This is a genomic window from Leptothoe sp. PORK10 BA2 (assembly GCF_034932105.1).
Classification (GTDB): domain Bacteria; phylum Cyanobacteriota; class Cyanobacteriia; order Phormidesmidales; family Phormidesmidaceae; genus Leptothoe.
The window spans coordinates 14,351-37,084 of record NZ_JAYGIG010000125.1 but is presented as its reverse complement, the minus strand read 5'-3'; the positions used below and the strand labels follow the sequence as shown (position 1 = coordinate 37,084).

Sequence of the window (22,734 nt, the reverse complement as noted above, 5' to 3'; positions counted from 1 at the left end):
GATTGAAAAATCACTACATCTAGCGTTTGTACTGAAGACAAGACGCTAGATTTTTTTAATTAGGAGTGTTAGTGTTGATTTCCATGTGATCTAGCACATCTAGGGTGTTAACAATTGTTAGGACTGCCATAGGCGCTATATGTGCTGTTTTTTGCTTCACCAACGGGCCCATGCTCCATTGTTAACGGCCACAGCCTAGAACACCCCCAAAATTCGCAAGGAAGCTCGGACGAATGGTTCAAGAGTTAGAACGGCTAAGAACAAAAACGCCTTTTCCTGAGACGGCACCCGCAGCCTATCCAGTGTTTTATCGTACCTACAGTCGCCGTTTGGACAATGGACAGCGGGAGTCTTGGTATGACGTGTGCGATCGCACCCTAGGTGGCCTAGTTGAACTGGGTAAGCTGACGGCTGACGAAGCGGACCTAGTACAGCGGATGCAGCGGGAGCTAAAAGCCCTGCCATCGGGGCGTTGGCTCTGGGTCGGGGGCACCGAGTGGAGCAAAGAGCAGAAAAATTTCTCTGGGGCCTACAACTGTACTAGCACCAATGTGGTGGACTGGCGCTCCTTTGGTTTGATGATGGATCTGGCCATGATGGGCTGTGGCACTGGTGCCGTACTAGAGCCAAAGTACATTGACCAGCTACCGGTAATTCGGAATCGACTGAGCATCACCATGGCGGGGGCTGTGGGCGTAACGCCTGCGGACCAGCGACGGGAAGAAACTGAGGTCACCATTGACGGTAATCGAGTGGAGATCCGCGTAGGGGACAGCCGCAATGGCTGGGTGATGTCCTACCAGAAAATTTTGGAACTTTCCAGTAATGAGTATTTCACCGGGGATGTGGAGGTCATTGTGGACCTGAGCGATATCCGCCCTGCGGGTGAAAAGCTCAAGGGCTTTGGTGGCATGGCCAACCCGGTGAAGTTACCAGAACTCTATGGCCGTTGTGCCAAGATTTTGAATGGGGCCAACGGACGGCAGCTGAATTCCCTTGAGTGCTGTTTGCTGATTGATGAAGCGGCGGCCTGTGTGGTGGCTGGAAATATTCGGCGTTCGGCGGGTATGCGGCAGTTTGATAGCCAAGATCAGCTGGCCACCAACGCTAAGGATAATCTGTGGCAACAGGATGCTGAGGGCAACTGGCGCATTGACCCAGAACGGGATGCGCTGCGTATGGCCAACCACACCCGGGTATTCCACACCAAGCCCTCCTTGGCGGAAATGACCGATGCGGTACGCAAGCAGTTTTACTCCGGTGAAGGGGCGATCCAGTGGGCGGGGGAAGCTGAGCGCCGAGCCCAGGGCAAGGGCCGCTACGGTCTAAACCCCTGTGGTGAAATTTTGGGTCAAAATTTCCACTGCAATTTGTCGGAAATTCATCTCAACCAGTTGGATCCGAAAAATCTGCAGGAACAGGAAGATGCCTTTAGAGCGGGTGGCATTGCCGTTGCTGCCCTGCTCAACCATCAGTTTATTGAGCCCCGCTACCAGCAGTCTCGTCTGGAAGACCCCATCGTCGGGGTGTCCTTTACGGGACTGTTTGACTTCTTTGTGCGGGCCTTTGGGGTGGACTGGCTCCATTGGTGGGAAGCTGGTCGTCCGGATACCATGCAGGGACTGGAACTTAAGGCCAAGGAACAGGAATATCTGAGCCGGTGGAAGACCATTGTCCATGAGGCGGTTTGGGCTTATTGCGATCGCCATCACATTCCCCGGCCAAACCGCTGCACCACCGTACAGCCTGCGGGTACCAAGAGTTTGCTCAGCGGTGCGTCCTCCGGCTGGCATCCCCCCAAGGCCCAGCGCTTTATCCGCCGCATCACCTTCCGTAGGGATGATCCGGTGGCCAAGGCCTGTATCGACTATGGTTATTCGGTGATTCCATCCCAGTCCGACAAGGATGAGCATGGCAATCTGCTGAATGATCCGTTTGATCCACGGTGTACCGAGTGGCTGGTGGAAATGCCGGTGGAGGTGCCCTGGGCTAACTTGCCGGGGGCCGATGAAGTGGCCATCGAGCAGTTCTCAGCCTTGGCCCAGTTTGACTTCTATATGCAGGTGCAGAAGCACTACACCGCCCACAACACCTCGGCCACCATCGAATTTCGGGAAAACGAGATTGAGCCCCTGGCCCAGCGCATCCACCAAGCGTTGGAAAATGACGAGGGATATATTTCCTCGGCACTGTTAGCTCGTTTTGATGATCTGCAAACGTTTCCTAGATTACCCTTTGAGCCCATTGATAAGGCTCGCTATGAGGAGCTGTGCCGAGAGGTGATCGCCCGTCGTACTAATGAAAACTTTCATGTGGCATTGGAAAGTTATGACGCGGGTGAACTGATCGAAGCGGGTCCGGCCGGCTGTGACTCTGACAAGTGTCTGCTGCCTGAGAAGCAGCCGGGCTAGCCATGGTTCAGCCATCAATCTTGGTGAGTTAACGCTGACTCACCTCCAGTGGACGATAAGCGATAGGCACTCCTGATGGGGGTGCCTTTTTTGTGGTTGATATTTTGGACTGATACAAAATCATAGACAGGTACAGGCTGCACCCATTAGGACCCCAATGAATGCGGCCTTAATGGGTGTGATTGGCGGGCTGTGCCCATGCGCCTGCAATCGTTAAAAGTTATCAGGAAATGTAGGGTCACAAACGTTAGTTAGGTATCACTAGGGAATGAACCCTAAGGAGAACCTGTGCAGTCAGTTTATTGGTTTTGTTTCGTCATCGGTGGCGTATTTGTTGCGATCGCAACCTTAAGCGGTGTTGGTGACGCAGATTTCGATGCCGAGGCCGATGTTGATTTAGACGCAGATCTAGACGGCGATGCACCAGACATAGGCTTTGATGCTCAAATAGACACCGACCTCCAGCTCCTACAAAAAGTTAAGGGAGCTTACGTCTTTAGTCTTAACATCCTCACCAGTTTCAAATTCTGGACCGTTGGCGGATTTTTCTTTGGCCTTACGGGTCTCAGCCTTGGCTGGGTCCAACCCAACTGGCCTGCCTCGCTCATTTTCATTACCGCCCTGATCATGGGCATTTTGCTGGGAAGTGCCTTAGCAACCGCCCTGCGCCATCTCGCCCGTCGCCATGCCGATAGCCTCATCCGCACTGAAGATTTTGCAGGGCGGGTGGGCATTGTCGAACTGCCCTTCGACTCCCAAAGTAAGGGCAAAGTGCGGTTGGAACTACGCGGCAGCGTATTACACATGATGGCCCTCACCGACGATACCAAACAGTTTGTTCCAGGGGACAAAATACTCGTTGTCAACGTTGACCACAATCGCCTTTGGGTGGTCTCTGCCGAAACCGATGCACAGCGATAATTCCAACCCTTGCTGAGCAGCAAGGACGACCTATAGCCCTTTTACTTCACACCATGACACATAATCCATTTTTGCTGGGACAGATGAATCCACTGCCAGCCAAGGATCAAAGCCGATTAGCCCAGGCTGAAACCACCAGCTACAGCGAGCAGACCTTACTGGCCCAGGCCCTACCGATTAATTCAGCCAGTCAAAGTACCGCTCAAGTGGGGGCATTTCTAGGGGGGAGTGCCTTGGTCCTAGGCCTGATTGGCGTTGGCGCCCTAATATTAGTGCTCAAGACCTGCCTACGCATTTGCAACCCCAACCAAATTTTGATCATCTCGGGTCGCAAATACAAAAACAAACAAGGCCAGAATGTGGGCTATCGCGTCATCTTTGGGGGGCGTACCCTAGTGGTGCCCATCATAGAACAGGTGCAAAGCATGGACATGACCACCATGCCCATCCCCGTGGAGGTGACCAACGCCTATGCCAAAGGGGGCACCCCGCTCAATATTCAGGCCATTGCCAATGTCAAAATTTCTAGCGACCACAGCGTAGTGGGTAACGCTATTGAACGCTTTTTAGGGCGCAACCGCTCCGAAATTCGTCGGGTGGTGCGGGAAACCCTAGAGGGTTATTTGCGGGGTGTTGTGGCCCTGCTCACACCGGAACAGGTGAACGAAGACCGAATGAACTTTGCTGAACGGATTGCGATTGACGTGGCCAAAGATCTAAGTAAGTTGGGCCTGCATCTGGATACCCTTAAGATCCAAAGCGTCACCGACGACATGGACTACCTCAGCTCTATTGGCCGTCGCCAAATTGCCCATATCATTCGGGATGCTGAGATCGCCGAAGCCGAGGCCGTGGGTGAAGCCGACCGGATCGAAGCCGACTGCCAGAAGCAGGCCGAAGTGGCCAAAACCCAGGCCCTAACCGTTGTGCAACAGAAACAAAATGAACTGCGAAAAGTCAAAGCACAGCTAGAGGAGCGGGCTAAGTCTGAAGAGGAACGTACAGCTGCTGCCGCCAAGGAATCCCGCGCCCGGGCCGAGCAACAACTCCAAACCGTACGGGCTGAGCTAGAGCGACTGCGCCTAGAAGCGGATCAGGTGTTACCGGCCCAAGCCGATCGCCAAGCCAAGGAACTATACGCGAAGGGACAAGCCGCTGCCCTGGAAGAAAATGCTAAGGCTGCTGCCCTGGTCAACACCATGCTGGCTGAGGTGTGGGCCACCACGGGCACTGATGCTACCCAGGTCTTTTTGATTCAACAGATCGACATGGTGCTCAAAGAAGCGGCCAAAATCCCCGGTCGTCTTCACCTCAAAAAGATCAATGTAATTGATCGCGGTGACGGCAAAGCCATCTCCAGCCTGATGAATGTTTACCCTGATGTGGTGCGTCAGTTCCTGCAGCAGGTGGACGACACCCTGGGGATCGACGTTACCGGCACCCTACACCAAAGCTTAGATTTTCAGCGCCGCCTAGGCTCTGCTGCTACGACAACATCTACGCCAACAACTCCCACTTCAGCAACAGCCATAGAGCCCACCACGGAGGACCATAATTAATGCCAGGTCTAGTTCTTTTACTTGTTATTCTCGGCGGTGGTTCTGGGATAATCTCCTTGATCATTCGCAACCTGTACTATATTTGCCAACCCAACGAAGTTCTGATCTTTGCCGGGGCGCAACAAAAGTTAGGTCAAAAGACCGTGGGGTATCGCCTGGTCAAAGGCGGCAGTAGCATTCGTAAACCCTTGGTGGAGAAGGCGATGCGGATGGACCTCACCAACATGATCATCGAATTAAAAGTCAGCAATTCCTACTCTAAAGGGGGCATCCCCCTCCAGGTGGACGGCGTGGCTAACATTAAGGTGGCGGGGGAAGAGCCCACCATTCACAATGCCATTGAGAGACTGTTGGGCAAGAGCCGCGAAGATATTGAAAAGATTGCCAAGGAGACCTTGGAGGGGAATCTTCGAGGTGTGCTGGCTAGCCTCACGCCAGAGCAGGTCAACGAAGACAAAATCGCCTTTGCCAAAAGTCTCCTAGATGAAGCTGAAGAGGATCTGGAAAAGCTAGGCCTAGTTCTGGATACCCTCCAGATTCAGAACATTTCTGACAATGTGCGCTATCTCGACTCCATCGGTCGCAAGCAACAGGCCCAGCTCCAGCGCGATGCCCGTATTGCTGAAGCCGAAGCCCGGGCAGCTTCAGCTATTCAAACCGCTGAAAACGATAAGATTACCTCTGTGCGCCGGATTGATCGGGACATGGGCATCGCCGAAGCTGAGGCCGAGCGCCGCATCCAAGATGCTCTGACCAAGCGCGGGGCCGTAGTGGCCGAGGTAGAGGCCGAAATTGCGTCTGAACTGGTGCGGTTCCAATCGGATATTCCGGTGCAGCAGGAACGCATCAAGCAAGTTGCCGAACAGCTGAAGGCGGATGTGATTGCTCCGGCGGAGGCTGATTGCAAACGTGCGATCGCAGCCGCCAAGGGTGATGCCGCCCAGATCATCGAAGATGGTAAGGCCCAGGCAGAAGGTACCAAAAAACTCGCCGAGTCCTGGCGAGCGGCGGGGACCAATGCCCGAGATATTTTCCTCCTGCAAAAGCTGGAAACGCTGCTGAAGATCCTGAGTGCCACAGTGCCCGATGTGGATGTACAAAATGTCACGGTGATTGATAGTCAAACCGGGGACACCGCCAAGCAAGCCATTGCCATCATGGAACAGTTGAAGCAAACGACGGGATTAGACATTGCTAACGTGGTGAATAACCTGGGGGGTGGCACCAGTCAGCGATTACCTGAAGGGAAGTCAGGCGTACCGTCCTAAACCTCCCCCATAAACCGAAACAGCGTCATTAGGACACACTATGTCCTAATGACGCTGTTGTTTGGGACTATTTCAGTAGCAAGCTGACTAATAGTTGAACCTTATCGCTTTCAACTTATCGCTTTCAAACATCACCCATGGTGTGAGTTATGGGCGGAAAGCAATATTACAAGCAATACTACATATGGCCAGCGGTAAATGCACCCAGGGCAATTGTAAATAGTATACGAGTCACCTCAATCACCCCTGCTACAGTGATCACTGCACCAATCTTGCGGACGATGGCGGGGGGCATATTGCCTTCCCAAAGTGGGTTAGCTGCACCAATGTAGTCAAATTGGGTTTCGTTACCTTCGCCTTGATAGCGCTTGATGCTGAGTTCCTTGGGCAGAGCAGGTAAGTCCTGATCACTGGAAGATAGCTTCATGGAACGACGACTGGGCACCTGATAGGGACCAAAGGCCGTCACATATTCATCAGAACCAGTCAGCTTTTCAGCAAAAGGGCGAATCCCTTCGGAGGCCAGCAGAGAACTCCACTTAAAAACTTCTGCCTGAATAGCCGGACGACCCAATACCCGCTCAAAGCAGAGCTGCACAAAGCGATAGTTGCTATTGGTAGCCAGGATGTAATTAACAAACATATCGGAGCAAATCAGCTCTCGTACTAGCTCCTGGGTTGTAATCTCGCCATTTAGATAGGCAGAATCAAGGGATGCATTGTGATGGAAATCAATATTCCGGTTGTCTTTGAAAAGACGACGGTAAACTGCCTGGAGGCAGTCTGCTTTATCCATTGTGGAGAACGTCTTAATGCCACTGGCATCACCATTTTCTAGGCGGAGACCGCCGTTGGTGGATACGGGGATAACCTGATTATTATTGGCAAGTGTCTGCATCTTTAATTGAGTTTTATAAATGGACAAGCAGGCATTCATAGAGCCCTTCAATCATCATCAATAGTATTAATTCGCCGTCAAACACCAGCAAAACTGATAAGTATATTTACTCAATTTATTTCAGTATGTTGCATTGCTCTCAGAAATAGATATCGAAAAATAAGCTGCAAAGCGACTACAACCATCTGGCAGCCGAACATTCTTGTAAATTATTCGTTTTATACATTTCCTTCACCTTTCACAAAGAACTGTAACGACTCTTGAAATGAGGGTCTTCTCTGCCTGGTGATTATGCTGCGTCAGGGTACCAACTCAAAGCGGGACGTTTTCCCAAGGATAGTATTCAGGAGTCAGGAGTCAGGGCCTCACTGGCTTCTGGCCCCTGATTCCCCACCTAGCCAAGATTTTCCGGCTTAAGTTGATACCCCTGCATCATATTGCTCTAGAAATGTAAGCACATCGGCACACCACTGCAGCCAGCTGGTTTCGTAGGCAATCCCGCGTTTCAAGGTGAGGTACTTAAACTGCAGCTCAACCGGTGGGTCTGGATGGGCCAAACACATCTTCTCCTTAGCGTAGTACTCATCCAACTGAGCCTGATGCAGCGCCTGGCGATGGTGCAGTTCTTTGAGCAATAGCTCACGGGGCATCTTGTAACCAATCATCACCTTGACTAGCAAATCCTCTCGAATTTGGGTGCGATCCGTCGGTTCTGCATACCAGCGGGTCAGCTCTGCCCAGCCCGACTCGGTAATGCTGTAAATCTTTTTGTCCGGCTTGCCCTCCTGGGGCACTTTCTCAAAACTGACCCAGCCCTGGGACTCCATTTTGGATAGCTCCCGATACACCTGCTGCTGGGTGGCTTTCCAATAGCAGCTCAGCCCTTCGTCGAAGCGTTTACTAATGTCGTATCCGCTATCGGACTGCTGGGCTAATAGGGCCAGGATGGTGTGGGCTAGGGCCATAGAATTTGGGACTCGACCAGAACTGCGTTGACATATCCAACGTGTTGAGTATACTTTACAGAAGCATAGGCAACATGTTGGATATCAACTAGTTGCTTATCAACTAATTACCTATCAGCTGTTTGGATATTGAGCTATGGTTTCCCAGACATCTAATCCCCGTTCAAGCAGTAAACGTCATCCCTGGCAGTGGTTTTGGCTAATGCCCTTACTGGTATTGGCACCGGTTTTGTGGCTGGGGCGTTTTCGGCCTGAAACGGCGGTGGCGGAGAAGGGGACAGCGCCGCTGCCCGTCCAAACCCAAGTCCTAGAGCGAGTCAGCGAATACCAGTTAGAGCGGACCTACACCGGGGAAATCGTGGCCCGACGCAACAGTGACCTGGGCTTTGAGCAAGCTGGCACCCTGGTGGAAGTGCTCGTGGAAGAAGGGGACACCGTGGCTGCCGGAGAGCCGTTGGCGCGGTTAGATACCCGTAGTCTACAAGTCCAACGACAGCAGATTGCAGCCCAACAACGGCAGGCAGAAGCTCGGTTCCAAGAATTACAACGCGGTCCTCGTCCAGAAGATATTGCCGCTGCTGCCGCCGCCGTGCAAGACCTACAGGCTCAGCTTGAGCTGGCCCGTCTACAGCGGGAACGGCGCGAAAATCTCTATACCCAGGGGGCAATATCCCTGGAAGAACGGGATGCTGCGGCCTTTAATGTTGAGGCCTTGACCGGTCGACTAAACCAGGCCCAAAGCCAACTAAATGAGTTAAACGCAGGCACCCGTGGGGAACAGGTTAGCGCCCAAGATGCCGAAGTGGACCAAATTGAGGCCAGTTTACGGAATCTGGATGTCTCCCTGTCTAAAAGTGTGATCTATGCTCCTTTTGATGGTCGAGTTTCCCTCAGACTGGTGGATGAAGGCGCTGTAGTTGGCCCCGGTCAATCGGTGGTGCGCCTCGTGGAAAATCAAGCCTTGGAAGCTCGGATTGGTGTACCCAGTGAAATGGCTAGCCGGCTCACCAATGGCAGCACCCAGGCCATTGAGGTCCACGGTCAATCATTTAGGGGGCGCGTAACCGCACTGCTGCCAGAACTAGATGATGCCAGCCAAACCGTTACCGTGGTGGTGACCTTACTACCGGAGGCACAGCCAGCCATTGGGGCAACGGCAAGGCTGAAACTGCAGGACCAACAAAGTGAAATTGGCTACTGGCTGCCCACCAGTGCCCTAGTGGCAGGAGAGAGGGGGCTATGGTCAGCCTATGTGCTGGTAGCCCCAGAGGATGAAACCTCGGCTAATCTTCAGGAGGTTAGTCGCCGAGACGTAGAGGTGCTTTATACCGAAAGCGATCGAGCCTTTGTGCGGGGGCTACTACAGCCAGGGGAAGAGATTGTCACTAGTGGAGCTCACCGCCTAGTGGCAGGTCAGCTAGTTAAAAATTAGGACCTATGTTTAATTTATTTTTTCGTAATCGACAGTTACTGTTTTTAACCCTGACATTAGTAGTCGTCTGGGGATTTTCTGCCTTTTTGTCATTACCTCGGCTAGAAGATCCGGAAATTGTCCAGCGAGTCTCGACGGTCACCACAATTTTTCCAGGGGCCAGTGCTGAACGGGTGGAGTCTTTGGTAACTGACAAAATTGAGGAAGAGCTGTCTGACATTGAAGAGGTGGAAGAGATTCGTTCGTCTTCAAGCCCTGGCATTTCAGTGGTTACGGTGGAGCTAAAGGATACGGTTTCCAATGTTGAACCGGTGTGGACGCGGGTGCGCAGCCAGATTGAGGATGCGATTCCTGAGTTACCGGCCGAGGCGAGTCGGCCGGAATATGAAGACTCGGAAGTCAAGGCCAGTGCCATGATTGTGGGGCTGACGTGGGAGTTGGATGAACCGGTTAACTATGCCATTTTGCGGCGGGTGGCGGAGGGCTTGGAAGCGGAGCTGCGGAACCTGCCAGGGACAGACGGGGTGGAACTGTTTGGGGAGCCGGATGAAGAGATTCAGGTGAATGTTAGTCAGGCGGATTTGCTGAGGTTGGGGATTAGCGCCCAGGACCTATCGCAACAGATTGTGGCCAGCGATGCAAAGATTTCTACGGGGGAATTGCGGGGTAGTTCCACCGAGCTGTTGTTTGAGGTGGATAGTGCCCTGGATTCATTAGGGCGAATGCGGGCGATGCCGGTACGGGTGGGGGCCGAAGGACAGATTGCCCAGCTGGGGGATATTGCCCAGGTCTCGAAGGGAGTGCAAACGCCAGTGTCTGATTTGGCTTTGGTGGAGGGGAAACCGGCATTGGTGGTGGCTACCACCGTCGAGTCTGATTATCGGGTGGACCAATGGGCCCACCAGGCCAGGAACATTCTCAACGAGTTTGAAGCTGATTTGTCAGACGGCTTAGGCATCAGCATCGTACTGGATCAAAGTCGATATGTGCAACAGCGCCTGAATGGGGTGATTGGCAACCTGTTGCTCAGTTCTCTGTTGGTGATTGGCATATCGCTCGTGATTTTGGGCTGGCGTTCGGCCTTGATTGTGGGTCTGGCATTGCCGCTTTCCACCTTGATGGTGTTTGGCTGTATGCAGGTGTTGGGCATTCCGCTGCACCAGATGTCGGTTACCGGGTTGATCATCGCCATGGGGTTGTTAATCGACAATGCCATTGTGGTGGTGGATGAGATTCGGATGCATTTGCAAGGTGGCAGCCGCCCGGCGGAAGCGGTGAGGGATACGGTGAAACAATTGGCGTTACCGTTACTGGCATCCACCCTGACCACAGTTTTGGCGTTTGTCCCCATTGCCACCTCCCCTGGGGGGACTGGAGAGTTCATTGGCACCATTGGTAGCACGGTGATTTTGGCGTTGTTGAGTTCGCTCATCCTCTCATTGACGGTAATAGCAGCGCTGTCTGGATTGGTTTATCGCTGGCGACCCTTGACCGCATCAAGACATTGGCTGGTGGTGGGCTGGTCCGATCAAAGTCTCTCTCGGCTTTATGAAGGCAGCCTCAGGGTGGTTTTGAGTCGGCCTATTTTGGGCATTTTGGCGGCCATGGTGCTTCCTGTTGTGGGCTTTGTGCAATTTGCTAGTTTGCCGCAACAGTTTTTTCCGCCGACAAATCGAGATCAGTTTCAGATTGAGTTGGAGCGTCCGGCTTCGAGTGCGATCGCAACCACCCGCACCCAAACGTTGGCAATCCGTGACCTGATCCAACAACATCCGGCGGTGAAGGATATCCACTGGTTTTTGGGGGCAAATGCCCCGTCATTTTTCTACAACGTGGTGGGCAGTCGGCGCAATGCGGCGGACTATGCCCAGGGTATTGTGCAGCTAGCCTCGACGGAGGATCTGCGAGATACCATTCGCACCCTGCAAACGCAGCTGGATGAGGCTTTTCCCGATGCCCAGATATTGGTCAAACAGCTGGAGCAGGGACCGCCCTTTGATGCCCCCATTGAGGTGAGTCTCTATGGGCCGGATCTGGAACAGTTGAGAACCCTGGGGGATCGGCTGCGGCTGATATTGTCTCAGTTGGATGATGTCACCCATACCCGCGCTACGTTGACGGAATTGTCGCCGCAGCTGGCCTTGGAGGTAGATGAGGCGGCGGCGAGACGGGTGGGGTTAAGTAATGGTGCGATCGCATCCCAGCTCAGGACTCTCCTCGATGGCCAGTTGGGGGGCTCCATCCTAGAAGATACCGAAAACATTCCGGTGCGGGTACAGCTACCGGAGCAAGAGCGAGGAGACCTAGCCAGCATTACCTCTGTTGATCTACTCAGCTCAGATGGCACAACCGTCCCCTTTTCTGCGGTGGCCTCGGTTAACCTGCGCCCAGAACTCAGCACCATTGCTCGACAGGATGGACAGCGGGTGAATACGGTCCAGGCATTCATAACGGCGGGGGCTTTGCCCAGCACGATCCTGGAAGAGTTTCAAAAAGCGCTGAAAGAACAGAACTTTGAGCTACCGACGGGGTATCGTCTGAGCTACGGTGGAGAGGTCGATGCCCGAGGGTCTGCGGTGGGAAATCTGTTGTCGACGGCGGGGGTACTGGTGGTGTTGATGACGGCAACACTGGTATTGTCGTTTAACTCATTTGCGTTGGCAGGGTTGCTGGCGGTTGTTGCAGTGGCAGCGGTGGGCCTAGCAGCCATGGCGTTGTGGTTATTTGACTCGTTGTTTGGCTTTACGGCCATCCTTGGCACCCTGGGGCTGATTGGGTTGGCGATGAATGATTCAATTGTGGTGTTGGTAGCATTGCAGGATGATCCGTTGGCGCGCCAAGGAGATGCGGCGGCGACGCGGCAGGTGGTGGTGAAGGCCACGCGCCATGTGGTGGCGACGACGGTGACGACGATCATTGGGTTTACGCCTCTATTGCTCGATTCCACTGGGTTTTGGCCGCCGTTGGCAATTGCTATTGCGGGGGGCTTGGGTGGTGCAACGCTGTTGGCGCTGTACTTTATTCCAGCAGCACATTTGTTGATTTACCAGTCTAAACCCCACAGTTCAAAGCCTTTAGGTTTGGCCTCTGAAAGGGTACCAACTCAAAGCGGGACGTTTTCCCAAGGATAGTATTCAGAAGTCAGGAATCAGGAATCAGGGCCTCACTGGCTTCTGGCCCCTGATTCCCCACCTAGCCAGGATTTTCTGGCTTAAGTTGGTACCCATGCAGCCGTTCTAATCAAACCTAGACATTCGCCAAATGCCGATGGACAAACTGCACACAAATCGACCCCTCACCCACGCCAGAGGCCACCCGCTTTACTGACCCATGGCGCACATCCCCCACTGTAAAAATCCCCGGCACATTGGTCTCTAACAAAAACCGATCCCGCTCTAAGGGCCAGGGTGCCCCATGGGGAATATCCGGCCCACTGTAAAGAAAGCCCCGCTCGTCCCGCTGCACCACACCCTCCAGCCAGTCTGTGCTTGGCGTCGCCCCAATAAAAATAAACAACGAATTTGTTTTAAACGACTTCACCTCATCTGCCTGGGAATCCTTCACTAAAATCTCTTCCAGCCGATCGCTGCCCTTTGCCTCCATCACACTGTGAAACGGCATCACCTCAATATTGTCGGTGCCTGCAATCTGGTCAATCAAATACTGGGACATACTTGCCGTCAGCGACTCGCCCCGCACCAGCATTCGCACCTGGCGCGCATACTTTGCGAAGTACATGGCCGCCTGCCCGGCCGAGTTGGCACCGCCCACCACATACACATCCTCATTCTGACAGGCGGCCGCCTCGGTCTGGGCCGCACCGTAGTACACCCCAGCCCCCGTAAACTGATCTACCCCCGGCACCGTTAACCGTCGCCAAGATACTCCCATGGCCAAAATCAGTGCATGGCAGCTAATTTCACTGCCGTCCGACAGGGTAAGAATGCGATAGGTATCCTCCAGACGAATTGCTGTTGCTTCCTGGGGTGCCAAAATTTCCACCCCAAACCGCTTTGCCTGGGTGACAGCCCGCCGGGCTAGGTCGCTGCCGCTCAGCCCCACAGGAAAGCCCAAATAGTTCTCAATCCGAGAGCTGGTGCCCGCCTGCCCACCTGGAGCCTCCCGCTCAATCATCACTGTCCGCAGTCCTTCTGACGCACCATACACTGCTGCGGCTAACCCCGCCGGACCACCCCCCACGATGACCAGATCATAAAACGGTTTTGCCGCCTCGGTTTGCATTCCCACATGCTGGGCTAGGTCAGCGGTGCTGGGCTTTACCAACTTCTCACCATTGGGCAACAGCACTAATGGCAAACAGGGGTTGTCCTTTTCCCCCGCATAGGTGACTAACTGCCTGGCTTCCGGGTTGGATTCAATGTCCAACCAGCGATAGGGCACCTGATTTCGCGAGAGAAAATCTCGCAGGGCATGGGAATTGGGTGACCAGCGATCGCTAATCACTTTCACCCCCTGAAAAATGGGCTTAAATGTCGCTTGCCAGTCCTGCAACAGGTCATCCAATACCGGATATAGCTTTTCCTCCGGCGGATCCCAGGGCTTTAGTAGGTAATAGTCTAGATGGGCCGTATTGATGGCATCGATGGCTGCATTGGTATCGGCATAGGCCGTCAATAGCGCCCGCTTTGCCTTTGGAAAGATTTCGGAGCCTTGGTTCAAAAACTCAACGCCGCTCATTCCCGGCATCCGCTGATCCGCTAAAAATAGCGCCACTGTGTCCCCCCGTAGCTTGAGCTGTTGAGTAGCCTCTAAGGCCGTTACCCCAGAGTCAGCCCGCAGGATGCGAAAACGATCGCCATATTGCTGCCGCAGGTCACGGGAAATGGTCTGCAATACCGCAGGATCATCATCAATGGTCAGAATTACAGGCTTATTCATGGATGGCAGGGGCTAACTGATTGATCGCATTCTGACAAATTCTGAGCCATCTTTGCATGGGAATGGCTAGACTTTAACCATAGGCAGGCTCGGTGGATCAACCTTAGTCGCCCTTAATACTAACCCCTTTGCTACGACGGGTTGACCCAACGACGACGAGATGAACTATATTTGCGATCGCACCTAGTACCCCCTAGCTAGAAAAATCGCCCTGTCCAAACCTAGCATCTGACCTTCATCGGACAAACCCATGGCCCACTTCCCCCAACAACTTCTCAACTTACCCTCCTTCGACGGCCCCTTCGACGCCCATAAACTCACTGCCCAAAACTGCGATGTCCTCTTCGCCAGCTATCCCGCCGGAACAGATATCCCATCCCACACCCACGACACCGACAATGTGGGCATCATCACCCAAGGCGAACTCATTTTGATCATGGATGGAGAGGAGAGTCGTTATCAATCAGGCGACTGGTATCACGTTCCTGCCCAAGCAGTTCATGCTGCACGATTTGAACAAGAAACCTCAGAAATAGAATTCTGGTTCCAGGTGGATTAGGATCGAGAACTTCAAGAATTTAATTATAGGCAGCCTATTCATAGGCTGATTTATGAAAAGAGTTGCATAAACTGTTGAATTTTCGATCCTTAGCGAGATTAACAACAGAATGTGAACAGTCATCGAAGCTCCCTATGCTGGAGAGCTTTTAAAAATTCATCAGCTCGCAACCCAGGGTCTATCCAGCTTGCCTGTAGGAAGTGTTGATGTAAACTTTGTCTAGCTGGAAACTAGGGGTTTCCCTCACCCTAAATCCCTCTCCCGAGGGGAGAGGGACTTTGATGCTCTCCCCTCGGGAGAGAGGCTTTGACGCTTTTCTGGCTCCCCGTCTTCCGAGGAGACGGGGAGCGAACGCCCTCCGGGAGAGGGGCTGGGGGTGTAGCTTGCTTCCCCCAGGGTGGGCCAGAACAACGACCGGCTTAATCCACCACTGGGTTAGGCAATCCCTCCCATAAACGCCCTGGTAGCTGGGCTACTGTCCGCTGAAACGGTGTGGGATCATCCAATCCACGGGACAAAATTAACGAGCCGTGAATCATGCTTAGAGCATCTTCCCCCCGCTGCTGTGCTAGTGCTGGCTCTAAGCCCGCTTCCACTAAAACCGCTGCGATCGCATCCACAAATCCCTGCAACCGTTCCTTAATTGCTTCATGAAAGACATCCCGCGCCGCCCCTATGGTTAGGGTAGCCAGCAGGCAGGGCTGTTCTCCGGCTGCATATAGTTCGGAGATGCGATCGCACATGCCCTGCAACCGCTCTAACGGCTTCCCCTCCCCCTGGAGCGGCCCCACAATATTGTCCGCCATCCACTGTCCCGAATAGGCCAACGTCGCCTGCACCATCTCCGCCTTCCCCCCCGGAAAATGATGGTACAAACTCGCCTTCCCTAAGCCCGTCGCCTCAGCGATTTGTGCCAAACTCACCCCGTCATAACCATGTTGACGAAACAGTCGAAATAGTACTGGCAAATAAGTTTCACGCGCCACAAATAATCACCCAATCCAAATCTAATCATCCTGAGCAGCACCTTCGGAACCACCCCGTAGGACCTGCCTCCCAAAAAGAAGCAGGCTGTTGACATTGTACCGTTCGTTCGGTACAACTTAATTAGATTGATTGTACCGAACGTTCGGTGCAATCCAAAAATAAACCATAAACATCGCTTTGGAGCACAAACCCATGCCAACCCTTTACGGCCACCCCATGTCTGGTAACAGCTATAAAGTGAAACTCTTGCTCAGCCTCCTAAATATCGACTACGAATGGGTCACCGTAGACCTGATGAAGGGGGAACATAAACAGCCAGAATTCCTCAAACTCAGCCCCTTTGGCCAAGTCCCTGTACTCACCGATGGCGACATGGCCCTTGCCGATGCGCAGGGGTCGCTGGTGTATCTAGCCCGTCAATATGACCCAGAAAACCGATGGCTACCCACAGAACCAGTAGCCCTTGCCAATGTTATTCGCTGGCTCTCCATTACCACTGGCGAAGTACGCCAGGGCCCAGAATCTGCACGTCTATATCACCTGTTTGGAGCCAAAGCCATTAACATTGAACGAGCTAACGAAAAAGCCACGTTTATTCTCAGCCAACTCAATCAGCACCTGGGCCAACATGAATGGCTGGTGGGCACAGCTCCCACCATTGCCGACGTCGCTGTCTTTCCCTATGTCGCCCTTTCTCCCGATGGAAAGATTGATCTGTCCTCTTATCCCCAGGTGTTGTCCTGGATTGAACGGGTTAAACAACTTCCCGGTTTTGTAGGGATGAGAGGCATTGAAGCCCCTGCTGTTAGCGCCTAAGACAACAACAAATTTTATCGGGGCATTGCATGTAATGCCCCGATAAAATGTCAAAACCTCACATACCCCAAACCCATGCCTAGCAAATTCGCCGACATTGCCTTCACTCCCGCCGTTAAAGCCGCCCAAGCCCAGCGCGGCTCTCGGGAAACCTACGAACGCTATACCGCCAATGCTCCTGCCAATGACACCATCACCCCCGATCTAGCCGAGTTTATTACCCAAATGGACGGCAGTTATCTGGGTACCGTCAGCGCCAACGGCTATCCTTACATCCAGTTTCGCGGTGGTCCCCCCGGCTTCCTCAAAGTACTAGACGAGAAAACCATCGGCTTCGCTGACTTCTCCGGCAATGTCCAGTACATCACCGTCGGTAACCTATCCGAAAATGATAGGGCCTTTCTTTTTCTGATGGACTACCGCCATCGCCGCCGGTTTAAAATCTGGGGCCGAGCCCGCTATGTCGAAGATGATCCTGGACTGATTGAACAACTCCGTATGCCAGACTATCCAGCCAAAATTGAGCGGGCTGTGTTGTTTACCGTCGAAGCCTTTAGCCAAAACTGTCCCCAACACATTCCGGTGCATTATTCTGCATCAGAACTCCAGGCAGAAATCGATGCGGCTACGGCCCCATTACAGGCCAGAATTATCGAATTAGAAAATAAACTTCAAGGCTAACCATGGTGAAAACCTGAATCCCTAACGTCTGGAGCTTCACCCATTAAAGTAAACCGATAAATACATTTATCGGTTTACGTCGCCCGTAGTACAACGATGCCGCAACTGAATCTAGGCCGCTGATCAATGCTTGTATCAGGCTAAAGATTCAGGAACGCGACGCGACATCATCTGAAAATAATCAAAATGAGTTCACCGGCAGTCATCAATCGGCCACAAACTATGCTGTAGCTTATGCTACGAGCATCACAGTCACGCTAGCGAAAGGGTTCTACAATTCTTGTCATATACGCTTTCTGTGAGCTGTGCCTGCTAGCAGAAAGGTTTAAATGTGATGAAATTCAGGGTATTAATTTAAGCCGGGAAATCCTGGCTGGGTGGGGAGTCAGGGGGCAGAAGCCAGAGCCGGTAAGGCACTGAATTCTGCCCCCTGTAGAGCTTGCTCTGCTCAAAGAGTATTCTAAATTTTGTCCTTGGGAAAACGTTCCGCTTTAAGTTGGTACCCGAAATTCATCTAGATAAGTTACTGCTGTCTACCCATGGCAATACATGCGGGAATATTTGACAAAATAAATTGATAGGTGGGAACTCATTGGGCTTGATTTAAGTAGGTTATCCCCATTATATTTCAGATACCGAGGCCTCCTTCCGTCCCTAAATTCTGGGGAAGATTGGACTCAAAGCCCTGAAAATTCTAGGTTTAGGGGTTTGTGAGAAGAAGCTGAATACCTGATTTTCTATCTTATAAACGGTTAGGTTAACCCACTTAAGACATCCGAGGACCATTCTCCAAAATGTTGAATATTCCCTTACTTAGCCAATACATGCCCCATGGCTATTGTTATTTGTGGAAACCCAGCCTGGTCGGATTGCATTTAGTATCAGACACCCTAATCGGTCTGGCTTACTATTCTATTCCCATCACCCTGTTGTATTTCCTCAAAAAACGTCGTGATGTTCCTTTTCAGGAGATTTTCCTGCTGTTTGCAGCATTCATTATTTTCTGTGGTACTACGCACCTTGCTAATGTCTGGACCCTATGGCATTCAGACTATTGGGTGTCTGGTGTGCTCAAAGCGTTGACGGCAGTGGTTTCTACGTACACGGCGATCGCCCTCATCCCCATATTCCCCAAGGCTCTAGATCTACGTACTCCGGCTGAGCTAGAAGCCTTAAATCAACAGTTGGAGCAAGAAATCGCTGAGCGCCGACAAACTGAAGTCGAGCTACGGGAATTATCGACCCGGCTGGATCTTGCCTTGGAGGCGGTGGGCATTGGTATTTGGGATTGGGATATCATTCACAATAGGTTGATCTGGGATGATCGGCTCTATGCACTCTATGGCAGCACACCGGAAGCATTTGAAGGAAATATCGATACTTGGGCAAGGTATGTTCATCCAGAGGATCGACCGGCGGCAGAAGCTGCTTTACAGCGTGCTTTACGCAATGAAGCTGTCTATGATTCTGAATTTCGAGTTATTCATGCCGATGGCACCGTGCGGTATTTGAAAGGAAATGCTCTGATTCAGCGGAATGAACAGGGTGAACCCATTCGCATGATTGGCACTGATTACGATATCACTGAGCGGAAAGCAGCCGAACATCAATTGGAGCAAGAAATCGCTGAGCGTCGACAAACTGAAGTTGAGCTACGAGAACTATCGACCCGGCTGGATCTTGCCTTGGAGGCGGTGGGCATTGGTATTTGGGATTGGGATATCACTCACAATACCCTGACCTGGGACGATCGGTTCTATGAGCTCTATGGCACTACGTCCGAAGCATTTGAGAGAAATTACGAAGCCTGGGCCAATCGTGTCCACCCAGAGGATCGGCCAGCAGCAGAAGCTGCTATACAGCGTGCTCTGCGTAATGAGGAAATCTATGACATTGAATTTCGGGTTATTCATGCCGATGGCACAGTGCGGTATATGAAAGCGAATGGTCTGATTCAACGGGACGACCAAGAAGCACCCATTCGCATGATTGGCACCAACTACGACATCACCGATCGAAAAGAGGCTGAACATCGGTTGATGGAGAGTGAAGAACGCTTTTCCAGTCTTTCCGCTGCTGCCCCTGTCGGCATTTTCCGTGCAAATACTGAGGGAAATTATATTTACGTCAACGAACATTTATGTGAGATTGCCCAGCTCCTCCCTGAACAAATGTTAGGAACAGGATGGGTTCAGGCTCTATATCCGGAGGATCAGGATACCGTTTTGGCAGCATGGCATCAATCCACCAGCCAGAATCTTCCTTTTGTTTTGGAATATCGCTTTGGCAGCCCATCGGGGCCGATAACTTGGGTGTATGAAAAGGCCGTCCCAGAGTATAACTATGCCAATCAGGGGGTCGGTTATGTGGGCTGCCTGACCGATATTACCGATCGCAAACAAGCAGAACTACGACTGAAAGCGGCTAAAGATGAAATCGCTCAAAAAGAAGCCCTGTTCCGAAGCACCTTTGAGCAGGCTGCTGTAGGAATTTGTCATGTCTCTACTACAGGCCACTTCGCTCGCCTGAATCAACGCTTTTGTCAGCTTGTTGGCTACTCCAGATCAGAACTTTTAAATCTTACGTTTCAGAATATTACGTATCCAGAGGATTTGGATGCTGATTTGACTAATGTCCAACAGCTTCTTGCTGGACAGCTCGAAACTTTCCACATGGAAAAACGCTACATTCGTAAAGATGGGACTGTCACCTGGGTTAATCTGACCTGTTCTCTAGTGCGTAGACAAGGCGGTGACCCAGATTACTTGATTAGCGTTGTTGAAGATATTAATGCGCGAAAGCAAACGGAAGAAATGCTGCGTCTCTACGAGAGAGCAATTTGCACTACGCCTGACCATATGTCGTTTGTGGATCGCAATTACACTTATGCCATGGTCAATGACGTCTATGCTCAGAAGTTCGGTAAATCCAAAGCTGAAATCATCGGTCATTCGGTAACAGATCTGCTCGGCGAGAAAACGTTTGTTCAAACTATAAAACCCAATCTAGATCGCACCTTTGCAGGGGAAGAAGTTCATTATCAAAGTCTATTTTCCATCACAGATGAGCTCCAGCAGTATCTAGATGTCACCTATACCCCTTGCCGGGAAGTGGATGGCACGATTAGCGGGGCGGTGGTGAGTGTACGCGATATCTCAGATATCTATGCCGCTGAGGTAGCCCTAACCTACCAGGCACGTCGGGCAGAAGCGTTGCTAGAACTGCCCCAGTTAGCTGAGCAATTAGATGAATATGACTTTATGCAGCAGGTCCAGGACATTGCTAAGAACCTGACGGGCAGCCAGATGGCGTTTCTTTACTTTGTCCATGAGGAGCAAGCAACCTTCGAATTGATACATCGGGAGCAGCAACCATTGACTACCTTGGGTAATACTGATGCTGAGACTCATCTGCCAATTGATCCGGCCGGAATTTTGGCTGATGTTCTGCATCATCGCCAGCCGGTCATTTGCAATTGTGCCTGTGGGGTCTCTCGACAAGAACAAGCTTTACTGCAAGCACAAGGATTATTGCAAGCACATGAGCAGTTTAATCGTCTGCTGAGTGTGCCTGTGATTGAAAATGGCAAAGTAGTGATGCTCACAGAAGTGGGTAACAAGAGCCAGAACTACACCGAGATGGATATTGAAACGGTGCAGTTGATTTCTAACCTGGTTTGGCGCGTGGTGCAGCATTATCGCTCACTACAAACGGTTCGTTTGCTGGCTGCCGTTGTCGAGTCTACTGACGATGCCATTATTACTAAGGATCTCAATGGTTTGATTACCAGTTGGAATGCGGGAGCAGAAAAATTCTTGGGCTATTCAGCATTGGCGGCTATTGGGCAATCGATTCAGATGCTTGTCCCGACTGATCAGGTTGCGGAAGCTGCTCAAACTCTGGAACGGCTCAGGCAAGGCAAAAGCATTGAGCAGGTTGAAACCGTTCGATGCCATAAAGACGGTAGGCTTTTAGATGTCTCGCTGACCATTTCACCCCTACAGGATGGAACAGGCCAGGTGATTGGAGGTTCAACAATCATGCGGGATATTTCTGCTCGCAAGGTGGCAGAGCAAAAACTTAATGTCGAAATTAGAGCGCGTCAGCAGGTGATTCACACACTGAAACTCACGGCTAAACGATTAGAGGAAAGTAATCAGGAACTCCAGGATTTTGCCTATGTGGCCTCCCATGACCTTCAGGAGCCTTTGCGGAAAGTGCAGGTCTTTGGTGATCGTTTAAGCCACACCTGTCAGGATCAGCTTTCTGAGAAGGGGCAAGATTATTTGGCACGGATGCTAAATGCGGCGGTGCGGGCTCAGGCCTTGATCAATGATTTACTCAGTTTTTCGAGGGTGGCAACCCAAGCTAAACCCTTTATTCCCACAGATTTATCCCAGGTCATGGCAGGGGTTTTATCGGATTTGGAGGTTCGCATTGAGCAAACTGGGGCTACGGTAGATGTGGATCCGTTACCCACCATTGATGCGGACCAGATGCAAATGCAACAGATCTTGCAAAATCTGTTGAGTAATGCCCTCAAGTTTCATAAACCCGGTGTAGCACCTCAGATTCAGGTGAGGGTGCAGTGTTACCCCATGGCAGGCAAAGAGATTTGTGAATTGCGAGTGATAGATAATGGTATAGGGTTTGATGTTAGGTATTGCGATCGCATTTTCCAACCATTCCAACGCCTTCATGGGCGCAACACCTATGAAGGCAGCGGCATTGGCTTAGCAATTTGCCGCAAGGTGATTCGGCGACATGAGGGCACTCTCCGGGCAGAAAGTCAGCCAGGAGAGGGAGCCACCTTTATCGTCACCTTACCAATCCATCATCCTCAAGAAGAAGAGAATGCCTCACCGACGCAGTAAACCTGTGATTATCCTCCTGGCCGACGATGATGAAGACGATCGGCTTTTTACCCAAGAAGCCTTAGTAGAGAATCGGATTATTAACGATTTGTATTTTGTCGAAGACGGGGAAGACCTGATGGATTATCTCTACCAACGGGGAGACTACAGTGTACCTGGCGTTGCCCCCCGTCCCTCGATCATTTTATTGGATTTAAATATGCCTCGCAAAGATGGTCGCGAAGCCCTAGCCGAGATAAAAAGTGATCCCGAACTGCGCAGTATTCCCATCGTGGTGCTAACCACCTCTAAAGCCGAAGAAGATATTCTGAGAACCTACGAACTGGGAGTTAATTCTTTTATTACTAAACCTGTGGACTTTCAATCTATGGTTGATATCATGAAAACTCTTGGTACATACTGGTTTGAAATCGTACATCTACCAGATGAAGTGAGGTCAGAGTAAAGATGCTAAGTAAGCTTAT

Annotated in this window: 15 protein-coding genes; 11 read left to right on the top strand and 4 right to left on the bottom strand. The window is 51.7% G+C overall.

The window, feature by feature from the left end:
- Nucleotides 1-233: 233 nt before the first annotated feature.
- The 4 genes from nrdJ to VB741_RS19880 all read left to right on the top strand — a co-directional run bounded on the left by nrdJ (nucleotide 234) and on the right by VB741_RS19880 (nucleotide 6,159).
- Nucleotides 234-2,411: a ribonucleoside-triphosphate reductase, adenosylcobalamin-dependent gene (gene nrdJ, locus VB741_RS19895; RefSeq protein ID WP_323366947.1), complete on the top strand. Its 2,178-nt coding sequence runs from the start codon at nucleotides 234-236 to the stop codon at nucleotides 2,409-2,411.
- 288 nt (nucleotides 2,412-2,699) lie between these two features.
- The gene (locus VB741_RS19890; RefSeq protein WP_323366946.1) at nucleotides 2,700-3,332 is read left to right on the top strand and encodes a hypothetical protein; all 633 of its coding nucleotides are present in this window, start codon (nucleotides 2,700-2,702) and stop codon (nucleotides 3,330-3,332) included.
- A 53-nt stretch (nucleotides 3,333-3,385) separates the two neighbouring features.
- Nucleotides 3,386-4,891, top strand: coding sequence for a flotillin family protein (locus VB741_RS19885; protein WP_323366945.1), 1,506 nt, complete (start codon nucleotides 3,386-3,388; stop codon nucleotides 4,889-4,891).
- On the top strand, nucleotides 4,891-6,159 hold the full coding sequence (locus tag VB741_RS19880) for a flotillin family protein (protein ID WP_323366944.1): 1,269 nt from the start codon (nucleotides 4,891-4,893) through the stop codon (nucleotides 6,157-6,159). Before VB741_RS19885 ends, VB741_RS19880 begins: the two co-directional genes overlap by 1 nt.
- A gap of 178 nt (nucleotides 6,160-6,337) precedes the next feature.
- On the opposite strand, the gene VB741_RS19875 is transcribed toward VB741_RS19880, so the two are convergent.
- Both VB741_RS19875 and VB741_RS19870 read right to left on the bottom strand, forming a co-directional pair.
- Nucleotides 6,338-7,057, bottom strand: a complete 720-nt coding sequence (locus tag VB741_RS19875; protein WP_323366943.1) for a phycobilisome rod-core linker polypeptide — start codon at nucleotides 7,055-7,057, stop codon at nucleotides 6,338-6,340.
- A 413-nt stretch (nucleotides 7,058-7,470) separates the two neighbouring features.
- On the bottom strand, nucleotides 7,471-8,022 hold the full coding sequence (locus tag VB741_RS19870) for a PadR family transcriptional regulator (RefSeq protein ID WP_323366942.1): 552 nt from the start codon (nucleotides 8,020-8,022) through the stop codon (nucleotides 7,471-7,473).
- A gap of 136 nt (nucleotides 8,023-8,158) precedes the next feature.
- Here VB741_RS19870 and VB741_RS19865 point away from each other — a divergent pair, with 136 nt between their 5' ends.
- Nucleotides 8,159-9,454, top strand: a complete 1,296-nt coding sequence (locus VB741_RS19865) for an efflux RND transporter periplasmic adaptor subunit (RefSeq protein ID WP_323366941.1) — start codon at nucleotides 8,159-8,161, stop codon at nucleotides 9,452-9,454.
- Between the two features lie 5 nt (nucleotides 9,455-9,459).
- The gene (locus tag VB741_RS19860) at nucleotides 9,460-12,585 is read left to right on the top strand and encodes an efflux RND transporter permease subunit (protein WP_323366940.1); all 3,126 of its coding nucleotides are present in this window, start codon (nucleotides 9,460-9,462) and stop codon (nucleotides 12,583-12,585) included.
- 115 nt (nucleotides 12,586-12,700) lie between these two features.
- Here the strand turns inward: VB741_RS19860 and VB741_RS19855 are convergent, their stop codons facing one another.
- A complete protein-coding gene (locus VB741_RS19855; protein WP_323366939.1) occupies nucleotides 12,701-14,353 on the bottom strand; it encodes an FAD-dependent oxidoreductase in 1,653 nt (550 codons plus the stop codon).
- A gap of 250 nt (nucleotides 14,354-14,603) precedes the next feature.
- Between VB741_RS19855 and VB741_RS19850 the strand changes: the two genes are divergently transcribed.
- Nucleotides 14,604-14,912: a cupin domain-containing protein gene (locus VB741_RS19850; RefSeq protein WP_323366938.1), complete on the top strand. Its 309-nt coding sequence runs from the start codon at nucleotides 14,604-14,606 to the stop codon at nucleotides 14,910-14,912.
- Between the two features lie 419 nt (nucleotides 14,913-15,331).
- Here VB741_RS19850 and VB741_RS19845 read toward each other — a convergent pair whose 3' ends face one another.
- Nucleotides 15,332-15,898: a TetR/AcrR family transcriptional regulator gene (locus VB741_RS19845; RefSeq protein WP_323366937.1), complete on the bottom strand. Its 567-nt coding sequence runs from the start codon at nucleotides 15,896-15,898 to the stop codon at nucleotides 15,332-15,334.
- 193 nt (nucleotides 15,899-16,091) lie between these two features.
- Here VB741_RS19845 and VB741_RS19840 point away from each other — a divergent pair, with 193 nt between their 5' ends.
- The 4 genes from VB741_RS19840 to VB741_RS19825 all read left to right on the top strand — a co-directional run bounded on the left by VB741_RS19840 (nucleotide 16,092) and on the right by VB741_RS19825 (nucleotide 22,715).
- A complete protein-coding gene (locus VB741_RS19840) occupies nucleotides 16,092-16,715 on the top strand; it encodes a glutathione S-transferase family protein (protein WP_323366936.1) in 624 nt (207 codons plus the stop codon).
- Between the two features lie 75 nt (nucleotides 16,716-16,790).
- Complete coding sequence (locus VB741_RS19835) at nucleotides 16,791-17,396, top strand: pyridoxamine 5'-phosphate oxidase family protein (RefSeq protein WP_323366935.1); 606 nt, start codon at nucleotides 16,791-16,793, stop codon at nucleotides 17,394-17,396.
- 794 nt (nucleotides 17,397-18,190) lie between these two features.
- On the top strand, nucleotides 18,191-22,270 hold the full coding sequence (locus VB741_RS19830) for a PAS domain S-box protein (RefSeq protein WP_323366934.1): 4,080 nt from the start codon (nucleotides 18,191-18,193) through the stop codon (nucleotides 22,268-22,270).
- Nucleotides 22,251-22,715 (top strand): response regulator, encoded by a 465-nt coding sequence (locus VB741_RS19825; RefSeq protein ID WP_323366933.1) that lies wholly within the window; start codon nucleotides 22,251-22,253, stop codon nucleotides 22,713-22,715. The genes VB741_RS19830 and VB741_RS19825 overlap by 20 nt, the downstream gene beginning before the upstream one ends.
- Nucleotides 22,716-22,734 lie beyond the last annotated feature (19 nt).